The 21,801-nt window shown below is 69.0% G+C and carries 17 protein-coding genes, 2 pseudogenes and 2 CRISPR repeat arrays; of the genes and pseudogenes, 9 read left to right on the forward strand and 10 right to left on the reverse strand.

Annotated features, from left to right (window positions below; genetic code table 11):
• Nucleotides 1–315: 315 nt before the first annotated feature.
• The 7 genes from ACFY15_RS36015 to ACFY15_RS36045 all read left to right on the forward strand — a co-directional run bounded on the left by ACFY15_RS36015 (nt 316) and on the right by ACFY15_RS36045 (nt 5,901).
• Nucleotides 316–630 (forward strand): transposase, encoded by a 315-nt coding sequence (locus tag ACFY15_RS36015; RefSeq protein WP_390826978.1) that lies wholly within the window; start codon nt 316–318, stop codon nt 628–630.
• Nucleotides 627–1,487 (forward strand): IS3 family transposase, encoded by an 861-nt coding sequence (locus tag ACFY15_RS36020; protein WP_390826979.1) that lies wholly within the window; start codon nt 627–629, stop codon nt 1,485–1,487. Before ACFY15_RS36015 ends, ACFY15_RS36020 begins: the two co-directional genes overlap by 4 nt.
• Nucleotides 1,488–1,597: 110 nt before the next feature.
• Nucleotides 1,598–2,245, forward strand: a complete 648-nt coding sequence (locus ACFY15_RS36025) for a DegT/DnrJ/EryC1/StrS family aminotransferase (RefSeq protein ID WP_390826988.1) — start codon at nt 1,598–1,600, stop codon at nt 2,243–2,245.
• A complete protein-coding gene (locus ACFY15_RS36030; protein WP_390826980.1) occupies nt 2,242–3,324 on the forward strand; it encodes a Gfo/Idh/MocA family protein in 1,083 nt (360 codons plus the stop codon). Before ACFY15_RS36025 ends, ACFY15_RS36030 begins: the two co-directional genes overlap by 4 nt.
• Nucleotides 3,321–3,953, forward strand: a complete 633-nt coding sequence (locus ACFY15_RS36035; protein ID WP_390691587.1) for an HAD family hydrolase — start codon at nt 3,321–3,323, stop codon at nt 3,951–3,953. The genes ACFY15_RS36030 and ACFY15_RS36035 overlap by 4 nt, the downstream gene beginning before the upstream one ends.
• Before the next feature lie 727 nt (nt 3,954–4,680).
• Nucleotides 4,681–5,271, forward strand: coding sequence for an AAA family ATPase (locus tag ACFY15_RS36040; protein WP_390826981.1), 591 nt, complete (start codon nt 4,681–4,683; stop codon nt 5,269–5,271).
• A gap of 72 nt (nt 5,272–5,343) precedes the next feature.
• On the forward strand, nt 5,344–5,901 hold the full coding sequence (locus ACFY15_RS36045; RefSeq protein ID WP_390691596.1) for a DJ-1/PfpI family protein: 558 nt from the start codon (nt 5,344–5,346) through the stop codon (nt 5,899–5,901).
• Nucleotides 5,902–5,957: 56 nt separating this feature from the next.
• Here the strand turns inward: ACFY15_RS36045 and ACFY15_RS36050 are convergent, their stop codons facing one another.
• Nucleotides 5,958–6,776: a glutamate ABC transporter substrate-binding protein gene (locus ACFY15_RS36050; protein ID WP_390691585.1), complete on the reverse strand. Its 819-nt coding sequence runs from the start codon at nt 6,774–6,776 to the stop codon at nt 5,958–5,960.
• Between the two features lie 107 nt (nt 6,777–6,883).
• On the opposite strand from ACFY15_RS36050, the gene ACFY15_RS36055 reads away from it, so the two are divergent.
• Complete coding sequence (locus ACFY15_RS36055; protein ID WP_390691599.1) at nt 6,884–7,573, forward strand: hypothetical protein; 690 nt, start codon at nt 6,884–6,886, stop codon at nt 7,571–7,573.
• On the opposite strand, the pseudogene ACFY15_RS36060 reads toward ACFY15_RS36055, so the two are convergent.
• Nucleotides 7,551–7,865: pseudogene (locus tag ACFY15_RS36060) on the reverse strand (integrase core domain-containing protein); the annotation flags it as partial. The gene ACFY15_RS36055 and the pseudogene ACFY15_RS36060 sit on opposite strands and share 23 nt — an antisense overlap.
• An 81-nt stretch (nt 7,866–7,946) precedes the next feature.
• Between ACFY15_RS36060 and ACFY15_RS36065 the strand changes: the two are divergent.
• A pseudogene (locus tag ACFY15_RS36065) lies at nt 7,947–8,198 on the forward strand (helix-turn-helix domain-containing protein); the annotation flags it as partial.
• A gap of 458 nt (nt 8,199–8,656) precedes the next feature.
• A CRISPR array of direct repeats spans nt 8,657–10,640; the repeat unit is 29 nt; unit sequence GGGACCATCCCCGCGGGTGCGGGGAGCAG.
• An 82-nt stretch (nt 10,641–10,722) separates the two neighbouring features.
• Here ACFY15_RS36065 and cas2e read toward each other — a convergent pair.
• The 8 genes from cas2e to ACFY15_RS36105 form a co-directional block, all read right to left on the reverse strand.
• The gene (gene cas2e / locus ACFY15_RS36070; RefSeq protein WP_045950856.1) at nt 10,723–11,067 is read right to left on the reverse strand and encodes a type I-E CRISPR-associated endoribonuclease Cas2e; all 345 of its coding nucleotides are present in this window, start codon (nt 11,065–11,067) and stop codon (nt 10,723–10,725) included.
• Nucleotides 11,064–12,014 (reverse strand): type I-E CRISPR-associated endonuclease Cas1e, encoded by a 951-nt coding sequence (gene cas1e, locus ACFY15_RS36075; protein WP_390691584.1) that lies wholly within the window; start codon nt 12,012–12,014, stop codon nt 11,064–11,066. The genes cas2e and cas1e overlap by 4 nt, the downstream gene beginning before the upstream one ends.
• A 3-nt stretch (nt 12,015–12,017) precedes the next feature.
• Entirely contained in the window at nt 12,018–12,722 is a 705-nt protein-coding gene (cas6e, locus tag ACFY15_RS36080) for a type I-E CRISPR-associated protein Cas6/Cse3/CasE (protein WP_390826982.1), read from the reverse strand.
• Nucleotides 12,722–13,498, reverse strand: a complete 777-nt coding sequence (gene cas5e, locus ACFY15_RS36085; RefSeq protein ID WP_390826983.1) for a type I-E CRISPR-associated protein Cas5/CasD — start codon at nt 13,496–13,498, stop codon at nt 12,722–12,724. Before cas5e ends, cas6e begins: the two co-directional genes overlap by 1 nt.
• A complete protein-coding gene (cas7e, locus tag ACFY15_RS36090; RefSeq protein WP_390826984.1) occupies nt 13,495–14,709 on the reverse strand; it encodes a type I-E CRISPR-associated protein Cas7/Cse4/CasC in 1,215 nt (404 codons plus the stop codon). Before cas7e ends, cas5e begins: the two co-directional genes overlap by 4 nt.
• On the reverse strand, nt 14,706–15,347 hold the full coding sequence (gene casB, locus ACFY15_RS36095; protein ID WP_390826985.1) for a type I-E CRISPR-associated protein Cse2/CasB: 642 nt from the start codon (nt 15,345–15,347) through the stop codon (nt 14,706–14,708). Before casB ends, cas7e begins: the two co-directional genes overlap by 4 nt.
• A gap of 110 nt (nt 15,348–15,457) precedes the next feature.
• Nucleotides 15,458–19,981: a type I-E CRISPR-associated protein Cse1/CasA gene (casA, locus tag ACFY15_RS36100; protein ID WP_390826986.1), complete on the reverse strand. Its 4,524-nt coding sequence runs from the start codon at nt 19,979–19,981 to the stop codon at nt 15,458–15,460.
• Nucleotides 19,982–20,120: 139 nt separating this feature from the next.
• Nucleotides 20,121–20,429: a hypothetical protein gene (locus ACFY15_RS36105; RefSeq protein WP_390826987.1), complete on the reverse strand. Its 309-nt coding sequence runs from the start codon at nt 20,427–20,429 to the stop codon at nt 20,121–20,123.
• A 510-nt stretch (nt 20,430–20,939) separates the two neighbouring features.
• A CRISPR array of direct repeats spans nt 20,940–21,640; the repeat unit is 29 nt; unit sequence GGGGTCATCCCCGCGGGTGCGGGGAGCAG.
• Nucleotides 21,641–21,801: the final 161 nt, after the last annotated feature.

Raw genomic sequence — 21,801 nt, forward strand, 5'->3', positions numbered from 1 at the left:
ATCACCCGCAGCCGCCTCGGACGCCTCACCCGCCAAGGCTTCCTCACCCAGCCCGGACGAGGCTGCTACCAGAAACGGACTTAACGTCCTCTGACACGTGAAGCGATCAAGGCGGCCGCTCTTCCCGCCGTCTATGACGCCGCTGCCGAGCGGTCATCAAGCCAGGCCTCGCCCGACTGGGCCGCTGTGCACATGAGGGAGCGGATGGAGTTCGTCTCGGCCGTCCGCCAGCGGGCTGAACGCAGCACTGAATCTTCCCCTTGATCGCGGACACCTGGAGACTGGGACGTGAGAGCCCAGAGGAAGCAGTGCCAGGTGGGAAGCAAGTACACGAAGCGGTACTCGGAGGAGTACAAGCGGGACGCGATCGAGCTCGTGAGGTCGTCCGGGCGGACGGTGACCGAGGTTGCCCGTGAGCTCGGGATCAGTTCGGAGTCACTGCGGGGCTGGGTGAAGAAGGCCCGCGCTGCCCAGGATGCCGGATCGGGCCCGTCTGGGCGGGCCGGGCAGAGTGCCGCCGACCGGGACGAAGAGCTGAAGCGGCTGCGGAAGCTGACCGCCGAGCAGGCAAAGACGATCGAGATCCTGAAAAAAGCGACTGCCTTCTTCGTGAAGGAGAGCGACCGGTGAGCGAGATATGCCGGTTCATCCACGCGGAGAAGGCGAACTACGCGATCACGCTGTTGTGCCGGGTGATGAAAACCGCCCGCTCCACCTACTACGCGTGGGTGGCCGGAACGGAGGCCCGCGAGGCGAGGCGGCAGGCCGATGAGGCCCTGGCGCACGAGATCACCGTGATCCACCTCGCGTCCCGGCGGAACTACGGCGTCCCGCGCGTCACCGCCGAACTGCGCCGGCAGGGGCGGCCGGTCAACCACAAGCGGGTGGCCCGGGTCATGCGAGAGCACGGCATCGCCGGGAACAGCCGGCGCACCGGCCGCCGCAGCCTGACCAAGGCCGACACCAGGGCCGCCCCCTCACCCGACCTGATCGGCCGGGACTTCACCGCCGCCCGCCCAGGCATGAAGATCGTCGGGGATATCACCTACATCCCCACCGCCGAGGGCTGGCTCTACCTCGCCTCGTGGCTGGACCTGGCCACCCGCGAGGTCATCGGCTACTCGATGGCCGATCACCATCGCGCCGAGCTGGTCGTCGACGCCTTGGACATGGCCGACGCACTGGGCCGCCTGGAACCCGGCTGCGTGGTCCACAGTGATCGCGGATCGGAATACACCTCCGGTCAACTCCGCGACAGGATCCGTGAGTTGGGCTACCAGCAGAGCACGGGCCGGACCGGAAGCTGCTTCGACAACGCCGCCGCGGAAAGTTTCTGGGCCGTCCTCAAAGAGGAGATCCGCACCCGCTTCTGGCTCAGTCGGACCGCCGCCCGCGCCGCTATCTTCGACTTCGCCGCCCGCGCCGCCATCTTCGACTTCATCGAGACTTTCTACAACAGACGCCGCCTGCGCAAGCACATCCACTGAGGCTACCTCACGCCCCACGAAACCCGCCTGCGCTACCGGCAAGACCAGGCCCTCACGGCATAACGACACCATGTCCAAGATCACGGGGAAACTTCAAGCGCGGGATCCCCCTGATCGAGGACTGCGCGCAGGCCTGGGGCGTCGACGTCGAGGGCCGGCCGGCCGGGGCGTGGGGGACGCTCGCGACGTTCTCCACCCACTCGATGAAGCTCATCGCCAGTGGCGAAGGCGGTCTCGTCGTCGGCGACGACGACGAGACGATGGCCCTGATGCGGGCCATAGCGGGAGACACCCGCCAAAGGACCCCGCGCACGGTCTGGCGGTCCAAGGCCCGCATGACTGAACTGGCCGCCGGCCTCGCCCTCCCGCAACTCGACCACCTTCCCACCCTGATCACCGACCTGCGCGACCTGCAGCAGCAGTGCCACGCCGAGCTGGCGACGCTGCCCGGCATCCGCCTGGTGCCCGACTCCACCGACCCCGTCGGCAACGGATCGATCATCGGGCTGCGCCTGCCCGATGAGACCACCGCCTCCCGCCTCTCCGACCAGCTCTTCCACAGCGGCTACCGCGCCTGGTGGCCGGGCCCCGGCGACCTCCACACCGCCCAGGCCTGGCCGGTCCAGCCCGACCACACCGTGAGCGACCACCGCACCTACCTCGACATCCAGGTCCCGCACCTGCCCGCCGATGCCCGCAAGCCGTGGGCGCACAACCTCGCCGACCGCATCCAGCAGGCTCTGGGGGCACGGGCATGACCGCGATACCGGTGCGCGTCGTGCTCCTCGGATGCGGCATGGTTGCCGAGGAGTACGCCACCACCCATGCCTCCGCCCCCGGAATCGAGGTCGTCGCCTGCACCGACCTCGACCCCGAGCGGGCCGCAGCCTTCGCCGCCCGCCACCATCTGACCGCGCTCCCCGCCGCTCAGCTGCTCGACCCGGCCCTCACCGACCTGGCAGTCATCCTCACCCCACCCCACACGCACGCCACGGTCGTCTCCGACGCCATCGCCGCGCGCATCCCGGCCATCTGGTGCGAGAAACCCCTCGCCCTGGACCGGGCCGACGCCGACCGCATCGTCCGCGAGGCAGCCGCCGCCGACACCCTGCTCGCCGTCGCCCCCGACACGGTGCTGGGCCCGGCCCTGCGAACCGCCGCGCACGCCCTCGCCAACGGCATCGTCGGATCCCCGCTGTCCGCCACCGCCACCCCGCTCAGTACCGGCCCGGAGCGCTGGCACCCCGCGCCCGAGCCCTTCTACGCCCACGGCGCCGGCCCGCTCGGCGACATGGGCCCCTACTTACTCGCCGCCCTCGACCTGCTCTTCGGGCGCCTGCGCGTCCACTCCGCCATCACCCGCACCCGGCCCGTTCGCACCATCCGCTCCGGGCCGGCCACAGGCAAGCACTTCACAGCCCACGCCCCCACTCACCTCGTGGCCCTACTGGAGGCCGAGACCAGCGGCATCCCCATCACGCTCACCGCGAGCTTCGACGCGGCAGCCACCCAAGCCCCGCACATCGAGATCCAGGGCACCGCGGGCACCCTGCTGCTGCCCGATCCCAACTTCCACGAAGGCGAAGTCCAGTTCACCCGGTACGGAGAACGCGCCTGGCGCACCCTCCCCCCGGCCGCGGCGGACACGCCGCCCTCACGCGGCGCCGGGGTGATCGACCTCGCCCACGCCCTGCGCAACGCCACGCCCCCGCAGTGCCCCGCCGACCGGGCCGTACGCACCGCCCACCTCAGCCACGCCATCCTCGAGGCCGCCGCGCCGCGCACCCTTCCCCGACAGCCGCAGACCACTTCCACAGCACAGAAGCGGTCCCGATGAACCCCACATCCGCCTTCCAGGCCGTCATCTTCGACTTCGGCGGCGTCCTGACCTGCCCGATGGACGACACCGCGATCGCCTTCGCCGCCGAGATCGGACTGCCCAAGTACGCCTACCGGGACACCGTCGCCTTCAACCCGGCCGGCCGCGCACTCTACGCCCAGCTCGAACGCGGAGACATCACCCAGAGCGAATGGAATCAGCGAATCGCCGCGCTGCTCGGCATCGACAGCAGCAACCTCATGGGCCGCGCGCTGGCGACGCTGTCCCCGGAGAAGGAAGTCGTCGACACCGTGCGCCAGATACGCGAAGCCGGCCTGAAGACGGCCATCCTGTCGAACAGCATGGGCCTGGACCCGTTCAACCCGTACACCCCGTGGGACCTCGACGCGAACCATGATGTCGTCGTCCTCTCAGAGCACCACCGCATGCGCAAGCCGGAACCCGAGATCTACCAGCTCACCCTCGACCAGCTCGGACTGCCTGCAGACCGATGCATCTTCGTCGATGACAGCGCCACCAACCTGGCCCCCGCCCAGACTCTGGGCATGACCACCACCCACGCCACCAGCCCTGAGCACACCGTCAGCGCACTCCGGCGCATGCTGAACCTCCCCGCCGCCTCCTGACCGGCACCGGCTCCGTGTCCGGCTGGCACGGAGCCGGTGAAGCCGCTTCGCCCCACTCAGCCTTGACGACAGCCCTCAACAGGGCCGCTCGCCTGGACACCGCCGGGCGCCTCCGGCTGGGGCCGCGAATCTCCAGCCCCAGCCGTGCCTGAAGGCTGAGCGGTGGCACTCCCTCGACCAGGTGATCCGCCTTTTCGCCTCTCAGGTCACCCCTCGACCTCGTGGAGGAGGCCAAGGACGTGCTGGCCGCCGCCGCGACCCTCACGGCGGGCGCCACCGTCCTCGCCCACACCGCACCTCGCACTGGGCGCCCGCGCCAGCCTGCGGATACTGCCGGGCGCCGCGGGAGTTCAAGTACCTGACCAGCCCGCTCGGGCTGACCGACCGGCACACCCTGCACTGCCCCAAGTGCGGGCCGACCCTCAGTCTCCCGCCGACCCTTGTCCCCATCGACATCGGCGTTCCGCCGGTCCTGGCCGCAGGTCAACCTGCCGAGTTCCACGTCACCTTCCCCGCAGGGGCACGTGGCCTGTTCGCCGTCCATCTGCGGCCCCGCTCCACCCGACGCGGCTCATACGATCACGCCGCCCGGCCCGTCACTCCGGGCCGGCACACAATCACCCTCACCCTCCCCCTCCTGCCCCACCCCGGCACCACCGCCACCACCGCCACCAGCAGTAACCAACCCGGCCGGACACACCACCGAGACCACGAGAGAGACCCACGCGTGATCATCTGGCTCAACGGCCCCTTCGGCGGCGGCAAGACCACCACCGCCCGCCTGCTCCACCAGCAGCTCCCCACCAGCCTGATCACCGACCCCGAGGAGGTCGGCTTCCTGCTACGCAAGAGCATCGGCGACCACCCCACCCGGCAGAAGGACTTCCAGGACTACCCTGCGTGGCGCACCCTGGTCGCCGGCGTCTGCACCGAGCTGGAGCGCCAGACCCAGGGCGGACCGATCATCGCGCCCATGACGCTGCTGCGCCGCGAGTACGCCGAGGAGATCTTCGACGCCCTGGCCAAGGCCGGCGTCGAGGTGGACCACCTCCTCCTGCACGCCGACTCCGACACCATCCAGGCCCGCATCGACAGCAGCATGGAGTTCCCCGACAGCGAGGAGCGCAGCGAGAAGGTCCGCGAGTTCCGGCGCCGCAAGCTGGCGGAGTACGAGCGTAGTTGCCTGATGAAGTCATTCGAGTCGCGCAGGAGATCCCGGACGGCCTTCTCTTGCTGGGAGAGCCCCGAGGTCACCTCGTCGTGGCCGGTGGCCAGCGTGCGGATCTCCCGGCGGATCTGCCGGTCGTGGACGGCGTAGTGGAGAGCGTCAACCGCCTGGTGGACCCGGTCTGAATCGAAGAGAAGGTCATCCAGCCCCGTCCCAAATCACCTGTCGAAAACAACCTGGGCGTCCAGCGCGCGACGCCGGCCGAGGAAGCCGTACCAGCGCCTGCGCGAGGAGGGGTACGAGGTGCACGTCGCGGCTCCCGCGGTGAGGCGGCTGCGGCTCGTGGTGCACGACTTCGAGGAGGGCTTCGACACCTACACGGAGAAGCCCGGCTACACCTGGCCCGCCGACGTGGCGTTCGCCGACGTGGACCCGCAGGAGTCCGCGGCCGTGGTCGTTCCCGGCGGCAGGGCCCCCGAGTACCTGCGCAACGACCCCGAGTTGCAGCGGATCCTGGCCGCCTTCACCGCCTCCGACAAGCCGGTCGCCCAGATCTGCCACGGCCCGCTGATCACGGCCGCGGCGGCGAAGCTGGAGAGCCGGTGGGTGACCGCGTACTCGGCCCTGGAGCCGGACATGAAGGCGGCGGCGGGGGCGGCCTTCGAGGACTCCGAGGCCGTGGTCGACGGCACCCTCGTCTCGGCCCGGGCCTGGCCCGACCACCCGGCCTGGATGCGGGAGTTCCTCAAGGTGCTGGCCGACAAGGCGCCGGCGACCTGACCCGGGCGCGGCAAGGGGGCGTGTTCCCCTCCTGCCGCGCCCGGGGCGTGGCGTCGTCAGCCGCTCGCGAAGGTGACCTGCGGGGCGGGCTCGTGCTTGAAGTTGGCCTGGCCGAAGTTCTTCTTCACGGCCGCGTCCCAGGAGCCGTCCTGGACCATCTTCTTGAGGGCGGCGTTGATCTTGGCGTGCAGATCCTTGTTGCCCTTCTTGATGCCGATGCCGTAGCTCTCGTTGCTCAAGCTCAGCCCGACGAGCCGGAACTTGCCCGTGTTGCCCTTCTGGGCGGCGTAACCGGCCAGGATCGCGTTGTCCGTGGTCATGGCGTCGGCCACGCCGTCCTGGAGGGCGATCACGCACTCCGAGTAGCCGTCGAGCTCCAGCAGGCTGGCCTTCGGCGCCAGGTTCTGCTTGATGTTCTGCGCCGAGGTGGAGCCGACGGTGGAGCAGAGCTTCTTGTTGTTGAGGTCCTCGGCCTTGGTGATTGTGGCGTCGTCGGCGCGGACGAGCAGGTCCTGGTGGGCCGTGAAGTACGGGCCCGCGAAGTCGACCTTCTCCCGGCGCTTGTCGTTGATCGAGTAGGTCGCGGCGACGAACTTGACCTCGTTGTACTGGAGCAGCAGCTCGCGTTCGGAGCTGTCGACCCGCTTGAACTCGATCTGCTCCGGCTTGTAACCGAGCTCCTTGGCGATGTACCTGGAGACGTCCACGTCGAAGCCGGAGAAGGTGCCCCCCGCCTCGCGGAGGCCGACACCGGGCTGGTCAAAGGAGATGCCGATGGAGAGGGTCCCCTTGGGTCCTTCGTCGCCGCCGCAGCCGGTGGCGGTCAGGGCGAGGCCGATCACAGCGGCCATCGCACCAGCCTTGGGGACCTTCATGTTGCAACTCTTTCCTCGGGGACGCGGGACGCGGAGCGGGATCGCCGGTGCGCGTGGAACCGCGGGGTACGTAGAAGCGTCAAGACGCGTGTAAGAGGAAGCTAAGAATGCTGTCGCCGCAGTGTCACTGGATCTGCGCGAAACTTGAGGTAACGATCCGGCTCGACCGGCGTTTCCGCGGGCTGGCGGGAGACGCGGGCCATGCCGTCTCCGAGGACGTCCAGCGCGAGGTCGAGGGGATCCTCCACTGCGTCCCGCCGACTCGGGGCGCAGCACAGGTATGGGCACGGGGCGTCCTGGTGAAGGCACCGCCCAAGGCCGTCGGGTTCACCGGACTGGAGCCCGCACCCGGTGTGGCACCGGCCCCGAAGCCTTCAGTGGCCGGCGCAGCGGCAACGGCAGCGGGCCGTGCTCCTGGCTCGGCACGGTCGGCCGGAGAACGGAAGGCGAAGGAGCGGGCCCGTGCTGCGGCGGATCGCACGGCCCGTGAGGCGGAGGAGGCCGAGGAGGAGCTTGCGCGGGCGGAAAAGGACCTGACACAGATCCGTACGGGGCTCGACGAGCGGATCACGGACCTGCAGAATCAGCTCGACCAGGCCCGGCGGGAACGGACCCGGATCAGTACTGCCGAGGAGGCTGACGCCCGCCGCCACCAGCAGGCCGGCGAAGAGCTGAAGAGGGTCCGCGCGCTCGCGCAGAAGGCCGAGCGTTCCCTCAGCGCCTTGGACAGCGGGCAGGGCCCTCGCGGGCCTTGGCCCCGGATTTTGAACACGTCTATGCGGCTTGGGCCAGGATAGTTGTTGCTGGTTGGAAGGCGTTTTCGTAGGCGATCGGGGACCGCTGGCCGAGGCGGGAGTGCCTGCGTCGGGTGTTGTATCGGGTCAGCCAGCGGAAGGCGTCGAGCCTGGCCTCACGCTCGTCCGGCCAGGCCTTCCGGCCCTTGAGCGTCTCTCTCTTGAAGGCGGCGTTGAAGCTTTCCGCAGCGGCGTTGTCCGCGTTGGACCCGACCGCGCCCATGCTCTGCCGGACCCCTGCTGACCTGCAGATTTCAGCGAAGGACCTGCTCGTGTATTGGGTGGATTCAACTGATCGTCGCAACACCTCGTGGGTGGAGGTGGAGTGATGGGTGTTGGTCCGCAGCAGCGGCAGGTTCGTGCGTACCGGGGCCAGATGCCGTCGCCGGGCCGGCCGACGGTCGCCTGGCGTGAGGACCGTGTCCGGTTCTGGGCGGCGATCGCCCAGGGAGTCCGGACGGAGGAGGCAGCGGCCGAGGCCGGGGTGTCGCCCGCGGTCGGTGCTCGGTGGTTCCGCCACGCTGGAGGCGTGGGACCGAACCTTTCGCCATCAGTATCGGGACGCTACCTGTCGTTCCCGGAACGCGAGGACATCGCCGTCTGGCAGGCTCAGGACGTGGGCGTCCGTGAGATCGCGCGCCGGCTGGGCCGGTCACCGTCGACGGTCTCACGGGAGCTCCGCCGGAATGCCTCAACACGCACCTACCGCCTGGAATATCGGGCGTCCACCGCGCAGTGGCATGCCGAACGGCGAGCGCGACGACCGAGAACGGCGAAGCTGGCGGTCAACGAGCGGCTGTGTCAGTACGTCCAGGACAGACTCGCCGGGACGATCCTGGCCCCGGACGGCCAACCGGTTCCCGGGCCTGTCACCCCGAATTGGAAGGGACGCAACAAGCCACGGCGGCAGGACCGGCGGTGGGCGACGTCATTGAGTCTCCAGCAGATCGCGAACCGCCTGCCGGTCGACTTCCCCGATGATGAGTCCATGCGCATCTCGCACGAGGCGATCTACCAGGCACTGTTCGTCCAGGCCCGCGGCGGGCTCAAGCGTGAGCTGGTCGCCTGCCTGCGGACCGGGCGTGCGCTGCGTGTCCCGCGGGTGCGGGGAGCAGGTCGGACCGCTCGTCGGCATTGATCAGCCCGTGGGACCATCCCCGCGGGTGCAGGGAGCAGACGCCTACGGCGAAGCCGGCGGCGAGGACGTGGGGACCATCCCCGCGGGTGCGGGGAGCAGCTCGGTCACCACCGCCCGCACCCATGCCCCGAGGGACCATCCCCGCGGGTGCGGGGAGCAGCAACCGCCGTCCTGCCGGCGGACGGTGCGGTCGGGACCATCCCCGCGGGTGCGGGGAGCAGAGCACCCGGCCGTGAGGGCGGCCGGCCTCGGCGGGACCATCCCCGCGGGTGCGGGGAGCAGCCCCTTGTCGTACCCGAGGTCTTCCACGCGGACGGGACCATCCCCGCGGGTGCGGGGAGCAGTCCTCGGTGGCGGCGCGGAAGTCGAAGGCTCCGGGACCATCCCCGCGGGTGCGGGGAGCAGTGACCAGCATGTTTTATGGCTTGATAGCCGGTGGGACCATCCCCGCGGGTGCGGGGAGCAGCTCGGACGACGCGACCGCAGCCGAGTTCGAGCGGGACCATCCCCGCGGGTGCGGGGAGCAGTTGAGGGCCACATTGGGCGGCTTGTGCTGTCGGGGACCATCCCCGCGGGTGCGGGGAGCAGTCCGTCCTCGCCACCAAGGACGTCCTGGACGAGGGACCATCCCCGCGGGTGCGGGGAGCAGCCGGGCTGCGGTCGCGGGGCCGTGTGCGGGGCGGGACCATCCCCGCGGGTGCGGGGAGCAGGGCTCGGGCTGGTACGGGGCGGGGAAGGATGCGGGGACCATCCCCGCGGGTGCGGGGAGCAGACGAGCGAGGAGGCGGCCGCCGCCGCCGGCGCGGGACCATCCCCGCGGGTGCGGGGAGCAGATCAGGTGCTGGAGGATGGCGGCGTCGAACGGGGGACCATCCCCGCGGGTGCGGGGAGCAGAGCGGAGGCAGGGCCGGAGAGTGAGCGCCTCGGGGACCATCCCCGCGGGTGCGGGGAGCAGCCCGCTCGGCCTTACGAGAAGAACACTACGGGGGGACCATCCCCGCGGGTGCGGGGAGCAGTTTCATGTGCGTTTCAGTGTGCGGAGAGGGAGGGGACCATCCCCGCGGGTGCGGGGAGCAGTGGGCGGCGGTCTCGTTGGGGTTCGGGATGATGGGACCATCCCCGCGGGTGCGGGGAGCAGCTCGGGCAAGACGGAGGGGGCCTTGGACGTGATGGGACCATCCCCGCGGGTGCGGGGAGCAGGGACCTCGGTCAGGATGTCCATCGCCGCCTCGGGGACCATCCCCGCGGGTGCGGGGAGCAGGGTCTGGGCGGCAGGCGCAGCCTGAGCACACCGGGACCATCCCCGCGGGTGCGGGGAGCAGAGCAATTCCCTGCCCGAGGTCGACGCCGAACAGGGACCATCCCCGCGGGTGCGGGGAGCAGGCCGCGACGAGATCCTCGACTTTGACCCCGTAGGGACCATCCCCGCGGGTGCGGGGAGCAGGTACTTCTCGACGTACGGGCCCGGCCGACCGAGGGACCATCCCCGCGGGTGCGGGGAGCAGCGGGTGACCGACACGGGTCAGGTCCGCGTCCCGGGACCATCCCCGCGGGTGCGGGGAGCAGTGGACGTGGTCGGCGGGAACGGCTCCATGATCGGGACCATCCCCGCGGGTGCGGGGAGCAGAACTCCACGCCGAACCCGGCGGTGCCGGGGCCGGGACCATCCCCGCGGGTGCGGGGAGCAGCGGTTCTGGCGCTCGATGATGTGCCGCGGGACGGGACCATCCCCGCGGGTGCGGGGAGCAGCTGCGGTCCTACGGCGGCTCACAGACCGTCGAGGGACCATCCCCGCGGGTGCGGGGAGCAGTATTTCGAGATGGCCAACTCCGCCTGGGGGAAGGGACCATCCCCGCGGGTGCGGGGAGCAGCTCAGCGCGTTCAGCGCGTTCGCGTTCGAGGCGGGACCATCCCCGCGGGTGCGGGGAGCAGGCTTCGTGACCTGCAGGTTTTTATCTGGGGTGGGGCTCATTTTCGTTACTTGTCGAGATTCCGACATAAGCCATAAAAGAGCTCATCTTCCAAAGCGTCGCCGCTTGGCTGCCTTGCTCCAGCCCTGGGTGACGGGCGGAACCTGGGAGACCCGTTCGTTGGGGCGGTGAATCAGGGTGACGCCTTCGCGGTCGATCGGGTGCCATTTATGATCGTGGGTTTCGAAGGTGAAGCCCTGTTCGTTGTCGGTGTTGTACGCGAGGAGGGCGCGCCCCTGGCCGGCATACTGCTTGACCTCCTCCCACAGCGCGGCTCGGATACGTGCCGACGGTCCGCCGATGAAGACACCGGGGGAAATCTCCAGGAGCCAGCGCGTCAAGAACCCGCGGAGGCCGACTGGGCACTGGGTAAGGACGATGACCGTCACCAGGTCACCTCGTCGGCGTAGTTGCGCCCGGCCGGGAGGGCAAGCCCTCGGTCCGTCTGGAGAGTGACGACGTCGTCTCCTTCCGGTGCGGCGGGAGCCGTCCCGGAAGGCAGCAGCAGCATTTTGATGTCGTCGACACAGCGGTCGAGCAGCCGGGTCTTGTTGATGCGGTCCCGCAGGGCACGGCGGGTGCGGGAGCCGATGTCCTGGTCGCCTTCGGCAGCTACGTCGAAGGCGACAGGGATGCCGATCTCTGTTTTGTAGAGGTCGGCCACGTCCAGCACGAAGGAAAGTTCATGGCCTGAGTGGACGAATCCGAGGCCGGTGGCACATCCCAGTGCGGCCACGACCGCGTGGGCAACGCCGTACATGCATTGCGCTGCGGCGGTGACGGCTTGGTTGGGGGCGTCGCCGGCTGTGAAGTCTCCGGGGACGTAGTGTCGGCCTCGCCAGGGGACGCCGGTGCGTTCCGCCTGTTCGCGGTAGCACTCTCGAAGGCGGCGGCCTTCGTGGCCGAGGAGTTCCTGCCGGTTGAGGCCCGCGGGGTCTTCGTCGGGGAACCTCAGCTGGTACATGGCCCGGGCGGTGTCCAGCCGGGTGCGGCGGTTGGCCCAGCGGGTGGCCTGTGCTTCAACGAGTGCCGAGGAGCGGTTGAGGGCGCGGCCGCCCGCGTAGTAGCGCACGCCCTGTTCGCCGACCCAGGCGACGGCCGCACCGCTGTCGGCGAGGACGCTCATGGCCTGGTGGGTGATGCGTGTCCCCGGTCCGAGCAGGAGGGTGCCGATGGTGGCGGAGGGGATATGGGTCGTGCCGTCGGCGTCCTCGGCCGTGATGGCGTTGGCGTCCCTGTGGATGGTGCATCGTTCGAGGTAGATAAAGGAGATCCGCTCGGCGACGCGCGTGAGGTCGCGAGGGGTCGATGCTCGTCGTTGTGCGACGGTGGCCATCACTCACCCGGCCTGGGCGAGTGTCATGAGGCCACAGCCGTAGGCCTTGGCTTTCCCGAGCCCCAAGGTGAGGGTTCGCCTCAGGGCGACGGGGTCGGTGACTTCGAGACGGCCGTCGAAGGTGACGGTGACGAGAGGCACCTGGTTGGCCATGCCGGTGATCATCTCGGTCTTGCTGAAGCGGTGGCGTCGCTCGTCGCGGACGATGAGCTGGTGTTCGTCGCCTTGCGGGAGCCGGCGTTGCTCGGCGGGTGTTTCCAGGATTCTGAAGCCAGCGTCTTGTTGGTGCTTGAGCAGCCATCCCATCTGGTGGCGGGGAGTGCGGTGTGCGGTTCGCTTCAAGGGTTCGTTAGGGGTGCGGCGCACGTTGTGGACGGGGTTGGCGGTGAGGCGGAAGGCCCAGGTGGTGCCGATTGTGAGGCCGTCGAGGAACGTCTTGTAGTCGTACGTCTGCCAGGCAGCGGTAGTGGGCCACCCGGCCTGTTCCACAAGATGGGTGAGGTCGGGGCGTTCTTCGCTGACCATGAAGAGGAGCACTTCGGCCCTGGAGTTGCGGTCGAGGCGCCACAGGACTCGGGAGGTGTTCTCTGCGCTGGGCAGGGCTCCTGCGAAGGACGACATGACGGCGGCGTGCATGTGCTGCGGTGAGGCGAGGAGGTTGCGGGATCCCAGGCGCGCGGTGTTGATGCGGAATCGGGTCAGGAACATCAGTGTCCGTCCAACGGGGACTGCGGGGACAGCAGAGCGAGGTGGGCCTCGGGGGAATGACGGGATACGGTCAGCGCGCGAGATGACTGTTTCTTCGCGTCCGGGTTTTCGGGGCGGAAGTGGGGGTTCTGCACGTCCACGAAGGTCGAGACGACGTTACGCAGCGCATAGCGGCGGTGGTCCGGGGCGAAGGTGACGGGCTGGTCGCGCACGGTGGTGCCGAGGGGAGCATCGCCGGTTGTCTCAGCGAGGAGCTGAAGCGGGACGAGTGCCTGCTTGGAGTGACGTCGCTGGTGCCAGTCGGCAGCGTGCCAGGGCTCGTGGCGCAATGCGGCTACCGCATCGTCGCCTTCCCTGGTTCCCAGATCCAACGGTCCTTGGGGTGGGCAGGAGCGACGGCCGAGGTAGGGAAGGTAGACGGGGGCCTGCACCGCGGTGTGGAGAGTGCGGATGAGTTCCTCGCCGCCGGCCACCGCAGCGAGGAAGACTGCGTCGGCCAGGTAGAAGCGCTCGGAGACGGGCATCGGCTTGCCGGTGTCGGCATGCCGTGCGGTCTGGAAGTCGCGCAGGCGGGTGCCGGGCTGGTCGATGCGTACGGCGAAGGACAGCGCCGCGAGATCGGACAAGTCATCCGTGCGGTCGCGGCCGAGTGCGGCGGCCAGCATGCCGATGACGCCGCTCTTCGTGGGTGCGGTCTCAGTTGTGCGACGGGCGAAGCGGGCGGAGGACCCCCAGGACTGCAGAGGTCCGGCCAGACGTAGGAGCAGGATGCTCATCCACGCTTCTCCAGCCTGCCAACAACGGCCTCACCGACCTTGGTGACGAGTTCTCGCAGGCTGACCTCTTCGCCGAGGGCGGCGAGGTCCTGGGTCCGGCTGCCGACGCGCACGATCCAGGTGTGGTCTGCCGCTGCTCCGAAGGCGCCTTCGACGGCGGGGATGTGCTCGGCCAGTGCCCAGCAGGCCGAGCGGACGTGGCCGTCGGCCGTGTCCTGGGCGATCGGCTTCTCGAAGGCGCCGACAAAGCTGATGGGGCGGGCGGAGCGGAGCTTGACGATGACGGCGTCCGGGAGGGTGTTGTTGCCGAAGGTGTTGAGCTTGCCGGTGGGCATGGAGAGGGTGAAGCCCTCGATGAAGGCTTCCACGGCGCGGCGGACCGGCTCGCCCGTACGTTCGCCTTCGGTGAGGCCGGCGTCGAGGTTGCGGGTGAGGAGGTCGATGTCGACGGCGGCGTAGCGGTAGAGGGTGGCGGAGTTGAAGTCGACGGTCCCGATCATGCCGGCCCCGGGTTCAGCCTCGCTGTTCTTGTCGTCAACTGCGGTGAAGTAGTCGGTTTCAAGGTCTACGGGGTGGACGCTGAGGGCGTGGGCCACCTGTGCAGCGGCGTCGACGTTGATGTCGGCGGTGTCGGCGACCATGCGGCCGAAGAGGGCGATGTCGACGGAGTGCCGGGTGGAGGCGATCTGCTTGGCCTCTGCCTTGATGGCGGAGTCCTTGACGAACACCTTCGGCTCGGCCTTCTGGCCGATGCCCTTGATGGCCAGGTCTGCGAGTCCGTCGAGTTGGCGGGCGCTGAGGAAGAGCAGGTAGGAGGACTGAGGGGCTTGGGGCTCGGTTGCCTCGTCCTCCGCGCCGTCCTTGTCCTTCCCCTTGGCGGGGGGCTTGCGCGTTTCGAGCTTAGCGCCGGTGGCGGTCTGGATGATCTCGACTGCCATGGGCCATACCTGGTCGGTGGTCAGCGTTTCCTCGCGCGCGATGATGCGGTCGGTGAGGGCTTCGACGACCTTCTTGGTGCGGACTCCCAGTTCGGCGGGGTCCAGCAGTTCGTTGAAGGCCGCTCGGGTGGCCTTCTTCCATGCCTGGCTGGACACCCGTGAGCGCCGGACGCCGCCGTAGACCGCACTTTTGGGGGCTCCCGTGTCGTCCCTGTTGATGTTGCTCGGCGGGACGGTCTGCAGGATGTGTACGTCGAGGATGGTGCGGCTCATGTCTGGTCCTTCATGTCGTCACGGCCGGCGGTCGCGTGCGTGTCGGGTGCTTCGGGCGTGCTGTTTCGCGGTCGCTCGGGGTCGGCGGGCCGCCGGTACGCGTGGAAGCCTCGTCCCCATGCCTGACGTACCCGGGTGGGTCCGCCGGGCTTCTGCCATTGCTCGAGGTGGTCGGCGAGGAGGCCGTAGTCGAGCGGGATCTCCGCCTTGCGCAGGAGTACAACCAGTTCACGCAGCCGGTGGCTGAGCACGTCGAACGTCGTCGCGGTGCCGGCGCGTAACAGGCGCTTGCGGATCGCTTCGTCGGATTCGGTGCCGGTCATGAGCCGCCGGACGGCGGCACCCAGGGATGCTCCGTCGGCGACGTGCATGGCTTTGGTGCGGTTGGACTGCTGGTGCAGGGCCCACAGGGTCACGGAGACGTGAGCGGCGCGTTCGGCGCGCATGGCCTTTGCTTCCCTCAGGGGGCGGTCCTCGGGCTGCGCTGCGTAGAACTGCTCGATGCCGAGGAGGCCCCACAGGTCAGGGGCCTCATTGGCCTGGCGGCCGATTCCGCGGCGCAGCCGGGCGAGGTCCTGGACGGCTCGGGGGCTGTCTTTGCGGTAGTCCTCCTGGAGGCTGGAGATGCGGGCCGTCACGGCCCATCGCAGTGGTGAGGGCTGGTCGGCTTTCCTGGGCCCTGCAGTGGCGATGGCGTGTTGTGGCTTCGGTGGCGACGCGGGCGCCGGGATGTGCGGCGCAGTATCTGTCATGGGGCGAGCTCCTTGGTGGGGTCCGTATCTTCTGTATCGTCGGCGCCATCCGCTAGCCCCGCGGCAGGGAGGGGGAGGGCCTTGGCAAGCCTTGCGTGGAAGATCCGCTCGGATTCGGCGTTGTCCAGCCATCCGGACTCATTGGCATCGGCCAGAATGGTGTCGGCTGCGTTGCGCAGGATCCGGTAGGCCATGCGCCGCCAGGCGTCGCGGGCGGCTGCGGGGTCTTCGGCATTGCCGAGAGCGGCGAGCCACTGCCGATAGGGGCCGTCGAGGAGGCCGAAACCGAGGTCGCGTGCTGTGTCGCTGGGCGCCTCGGCGGGCCGTCCGGCCGTCTTGGCCAGGTCACCGGCGAGGTCTCCCATGGCGTTGACGGCCTTGGTGCTGTCCTCGACTGCTCCGATCGCTTCCCGCGCGTAGGTCGGGTTGTGCTCGTGCAACAGGAGTACGGGCATGGCGAACCCGTCGTCGACCACTTCGTCGATGACCGACTGCTGTGTCCCGTAGACGGCACTGATCAGCCGGGGGCGGATGAGCAGTTCCCGGGGCAGCAGCTTCTCGTGGGTGAGTTCGGCGATCCACTTCAGTACGCCGGCACGCAGGTACTTCGCGGGGTCACCGTGTTGAACGGTCTGCTCCTCCGTCTGGGAGGACAGGAGGGCACCGAGGCTGCGCCAGGCGGAGCGGGCAGGATCGTGCTGGCGCGGCATGTAGACCTGGGGCAGGCCAAGCTTCTTCTCCTGCGGGATGCTGCGGCGCCATCCGCTCATCGGTTCCCGGGTGTGGGCGTTGGGGACGGGCAGGGGGTCCCCGTAGGAGAGCACCACCCCCCGGACGGCCTGACCGTCATGATGGAGCCGGACACGGCGGGACTGCCATGTGTACAGGTCTCGGGGACCGGTCGGCCTGGCCGCCAGGTCGCTCTGTACGTCCGGTCCGCACTGTTCCCGGCGCCAGGCCGGCTGGTCGTCCTTGTCGACGGTGAGGGCGTAGGTATCGGATGCCACGAGGTTGAGGAGGAGGGTCTGCTGCAGGTCATCCCCCTCGGCGAACACTCCCCCGAGGTTTCCGGCCCAGCCGACTCCCTGGGGGTACCCCTTGCCTCCCTTGACCCTGGGGTCGCCCACGGCTCCGGACTTGATTCCGGAGGTGTCGAAGGCGTGGGCGTGGACGAGCCATCGCGCCGCCTCCGCGAAGGGAAGTTGCAGGACTCCGGGCCGGCGCATGCTGAAGAAGGGGTCGCCGTTGGGCACGTCGGCCACGATCCGGTTGAGGGACGCTACCTCGGCCTTCTGTGTCTGCAGGTCGGCGACCTGCATGAACGGCTGGCTGGGGTGCAGGAGGTCGAAGCGCTCGCGGTGGCGGTCGAGATAGGGGCCGACTGCGGCGAGGGGTTGACGCCTTTCGCTGAGCTCCTGCCAGGCGTCAATGTCTTCGGGGCCGTTGACAGCGTCGTGGAGGATGGCGAGCAGGAGACGCATCAGTGCGAATTCCTGTGTGGGTACGTCACCCACGAGCCGCCGGATGTCGGGGGCTCGGGCGAAGACCTCCTTCAAGGAGAGCTCCGCTGCCGTGCCGTCCCGTAACTGGACGGGCAGCCACGGACGGGAGACGAGGTCGAAACTGGGCACGCCTTTCACCAACTTCACGTCCTGGGCGCCGGCCGGAGTGACCTCCAGGCCGTCGGTTTCGCTGTATCGAAGGTCGAAGCCTGCCAGACGGGTCTGACAATCCTCGTCGAGCACGAGAAAGAGCTCTCCGGCGAGAGTGTGGCTCTCCTTGGCCTGCCATGCCTTCGGGCAGAACTGCTCCAGCTCACCGATCACGCGGTCGATCAGCCACGGCTTGGAGAAGTGGTACGGAAGCCTCAGAGCGCTGAAGGCGGCGGCGCGGGCCGCTCGGGGGCTCGGTACGACGTCTTCGGGAAGCTCCAGACCGCCGAGTCCGCGTTTCAGCCAGGGCAAGGTGGCATAGGTACCGTCGGTGCGGCGCTGGACGACAAGCACCTCAAAGGATTCCTCGCCGTCACGGACCTGCGCACGACCGGCCCGGGTGTCGTCGGCATCGCCCACGCCTGCGTCGATCCATCCGACGAGAGAACGTCCCGGCCTTCGCACTTCATCGATCCGGAACGCCTGCGCCTTGTGACGCTGTCCGGCCACAGCCTGCTCGTGGTCGGCAAGCGCAGCGTCCATGACCCCGGTCCAGGCCTCCGGTACGCGGGGAGTCTCTTGTGCGTACGCTTTCTGGACGAGCGGGCTGATGTGATCGGGCAGGACCAGCGGACTCTTGTCCCAGTAGGGGCGCAGGACCGCCAGAGCACGCATCAGGGCGTGGCGCCCGTACACAGCGGCAGATCCTCCTGCCGGGTCCGGTGGCTCGGCCGCCCAGTCGACGCCGGTGATCAGGCAGCGAGGGGTGCGGAGGCGTGGGGGCCTCTGGGACTGTCCCTGACCGCGGGGATGGCGGTGCAAGCGTCCCATTCGCTGCAGGACCAGGTCGATGGGGGCGAGATCGGTCACGAGGAGGTCGAAGTCGATGTCGAGTGACTGTTCCGCCACTTGGCTGGCGACGACGATGTGCCGGTCTTCCGGACGGTTGCCGGAGGGGCCGAACCTGGTGACGAGGCCTTCGTCTTTGTGCGCCCGGTCCACGTCGACGAAGCGGGAGTGCGCCACCGTCACCGATTGCGGTCCGAAGCGCTCCCGCAGGACTTCAGCCGTTCTCAGGACCCGGTCGACGGTGTTGCGGACGACGAGCGCACAGCCGCCGTCGGCGAGCTCGCTCTCCAACCGGTCGGCGAGGGCGCCCAATCCGTCGTCGAGCCGCTCCAGGGTGATCTCGGTGTACCGGTCGGATGCAGCCTCGGGAGTTCCGAAGACCGTCTCCTGGCTCTCGGACACCATGCTGATCAGCGGATAGGCATTCGTGTCGGGCAATGACTGCTGCGTGTCGGCCGAACCGCGGTAGGCAAGGGCGAGAGCCTGGCGGCGGGCTGCGGGCAGGGTCGCCGAGAGCATGACCACTGGCACCTTGTAGGCGCCGAGCCAGGACAGGACGCGTTCGAGGTATTCGTTCATGTAGGCGTCGTAGGCGTGGACCTCGTCGATGACGACAACCTTGCCGGCCAGGGCCAAGTGCCGCAGTGCGAGATGTCGGCTCTTGAGGCCCGCGAAGAGCAGCTGGTCGATGGTGCCGACGACGAAGGGCGCGAGCATGCCCTTCTTCCGGCCTCGCAGCCATTGGTGCGCAACCAGTTCCGACGCGGCGGCGCACCGGTCGTCCCTTTCAAAACGCAGGGATTCGGTTGCTCCGTCGAGGTCGACCGCGGCGATCTCACGTGCGCCTGCCCGCATGTCACGGGCGAAGTCGTCGTTGAGGAAGGCCTTGGAATGGGCCAGAGAGACGGTGCGGACCCCTTCGCCCGGGAGCCGCTTGAGCCAGTCACGCAGACGGCCGTACATCGCGTTGGCTGTTGCCCGCGTGGGCAGGGCGACAAAGCATCCGCCGGCCCGGGTACGGGACGCAAAGATCTCAGCCACCGCGAAGGCGGCTTCGGTCTTCCCCTCTCCCATCGGCGCTTCGATGATCATCAGCCCGGGAGACCCGGTCTCGCGCGCGAGTCTTACCGCCTCGACCTGCAAGGGGCGCGGGCGCAGGAGCGAGAACCGGTCCGCGAAGAGCGTCTGGGCGCTTTCCGTCACATCTGGGGCAGACCAGGGGGGCGGAAGTTCGATTCCACGCCATGCGGCCTCGATCCGCTCCGCTTCATCACGGGGCCGGTCCTCGGGATACAGCAGGAAGAGGCCCGAGTTGCTGGCGATCCAGTCCGCCAGAATGACCAGGGCGGAGAGCACCACCTGGACAGGCTGCGGGAGCTTGACGGACCGCCAGTACGGCAGTCGCTCCTCGACTCCGTACACCGTGGCACACGTGTCGAGGAGCTCCGTCTGCACGTCCTGCCAGAGCTGCTCGCTCGGGCCGGGGGTGCGCAGGAGTTCGGTGTGCTGGTGCAGGTAGGAAAACGCCTCGTGTCCGGGGGGGGCCCCGTGGTGGCCGCCCACCGCGACCGCGAAGGTCATGGCCGTGCGGGGGGACCAGCCGCGCCGCTCCAGCCACTCCTCCAGAATAACCTGGCCCGCCAGCCCATGCGGCGCGCGCCTGCGCGCGTCCCCTAACTGCCGTGAAGTGGGCATCTCCAGCCCGGCCTCGCGCATGTCGTGGGCGAGTACGTCCACCTGGCAGGCGAACGCTGGCGTGGCCTTCCCGATGTCATGAATGCCCGCCAGCCACACGACGAGAAGCCTGGCGTCCGGGTCCCCACCGGGCAGTCCGTCCGCGACGAGCCTGCGCACGTTGCGCGGCACCCACTCGTCCCAGAGTCGACCTGCCATCGCGGCGGAGTCGGCCATGTGCCGCCAGAGCGGTAGCCACTTCGCATCTTGCTGAACGTGCTTGGCCCAGACGGAGCGGGCGGCTTGCGTCAGACCCGCGCTCCAATGCGGTACGTCGTGATGCATCCGAAATCCCCCGGATCGCAGTGCTCAAGGGACGGTGGGCAGCGTCGAATCCCACCGCGAGGCGGGCCCCTCCTGACTCCGCGAGCGGAGGGGAGAGAGCCCGCTCATAATCGGGGCACGGGGCGTGCCCCGAACGGCATTACGCCTCAATCACCCTTGTGAGTGACGCGCGCACCGCAATGATCAGCACGACCACGACGAGAACGATGAGCGTAGAGAGGCGGATCCAGGCATCCAGCGGCAGCTGCGATCCGCTGCCGCCCGTCAGCACGGCAACAAGTACGGGCAGCAGCCACGACTGTGACTGCTGCCCGCTGATGACCTTGGGGATCCGACGAGGTAAGTTTCGAGGCATTCGCTTCTCCTTCTGCGAATCGGGGTCGAGCCCGCCATGCACCTTGGCCGGACAGGGCGGGCTCGGCCTGCGCGGGCGCACAGGCCTGTTCATGGCCGCCGCAGAGGTTCCTGAGACGCCATCAGCTGAGACGGTACCGCATCCTTCAAGATCAATTACGCCTCGGCCATCGCTCCGTTCAGTGCGCTTTCTGCGCTGAGCAAGCACAGTTCAAGGAGGAGGCAAACGTGGTCAGAGAGGCATCGGCTATCCCCACCGAAGTGGGGAGCAACATCCAGCTGAGCACGCACAGGGGTCATCCCCTCGGGGCACTGGGGAGCATGAGATCGCGCAAAGCCGCCATGCGTGGGCTCAAAGGCACGTTACCCAGACATGTGAACAATGCGCAGCGCTCGCCGCAAAGACAACCAGCAGGGTTTCGCGGGTCGGCAGGCGCTGGGCTGTTCCGCCGCAACGAGGGCACACCCGTCACCGCCGACAACGGCGCACGGCTCCTTGCAGGCCGCACGGGTCCCGATCTCTCGCTCACCCGCGTCGGCCTCCTTGGCAGCGTCAAGTTGGAGCAGGCCAAAGGGTCCCGTTCCGGTTCGCTCCCTCCCCTCTAGGGTCATCCCCGCAGGTGCGGGGAGCAGCGATCCGGCCGCGGCGGGACTCCGGAGTACCGGGGGGTCATCCCCGCGGGTGCGGGGAGCAGGGCGTCATACCTCGTCGCCTGGCTCGCTGGGGGGGGTCATCCCCGCGGGTGCGGGGAGCAGTTCTGGTCGCCTCGGGTCATCTCCGCCGCGAGGGGGTCATCCCCGCGGGTGCGGGGAGCAGTTCGCGGGTGGCGTCGACGGCGCGATCGTCCAAGGGTCATCCCCGCGGGTGCGGGGAGCAGAGCCGCGCCGCAGCTGCCGCCTCCCACGGCCGGGGGTCATCCCCGCGGGTGCGGGGAGCAGGCGGAGGCCTCCACCGCCCCGAGGAGCAGCTTGGGGTCATCCCCGCGGGTGCGGGGAGCAGCAGGTCAGGAGGTGGGTGGCGGCGTGGGTGATGGGGTCATCCCCGCGGGTGCGGGGAGCAGAGGGAGGAGCGTCAGGGCCCCTGTCAGGCCCCGGGGTCATCCCCGCGGGTGCGGGGAGCAGCTCGTCCTCCACGCTGTTCAGCGTGTCGGCGAGGGGTCATCCCCGCGGGTGCGGGGAGCAGTGGTTGTTCGGTTTGCCGGTTTTCCGGGTCGAGGGGTCATCCCCGCGGGTGCGGGGAGCAGCGGCAGAAGCCGAACGCGGGAAAGGTGGCTTCGGGGTCATCCCCGCGGGTGCGGGGAGCAGTGGACGCGGGACGCCAGGAGAGCTGAGAGGGCATTTGATCTAGGCATATTGAGCCTTTTCCAACCTCGGGCCGGGTTGGTCAGTTCGGCTGACAGACGGGTGAAGCCCCTGGTAGATGGGTTTTCGACCAAGAAGAACCCGTGCCCACCAGAGGCTTCGCA

Origin of the sequence: Streptomyces sp. NPDC001373 (assembly GCF_042895815.1) — a bacterium.
Taxonomy (GTDB): Bacteria; Actinomycetota; Actinomycetes; order Streptomycetales; family Streptomycetaceae; genus Streptomyces.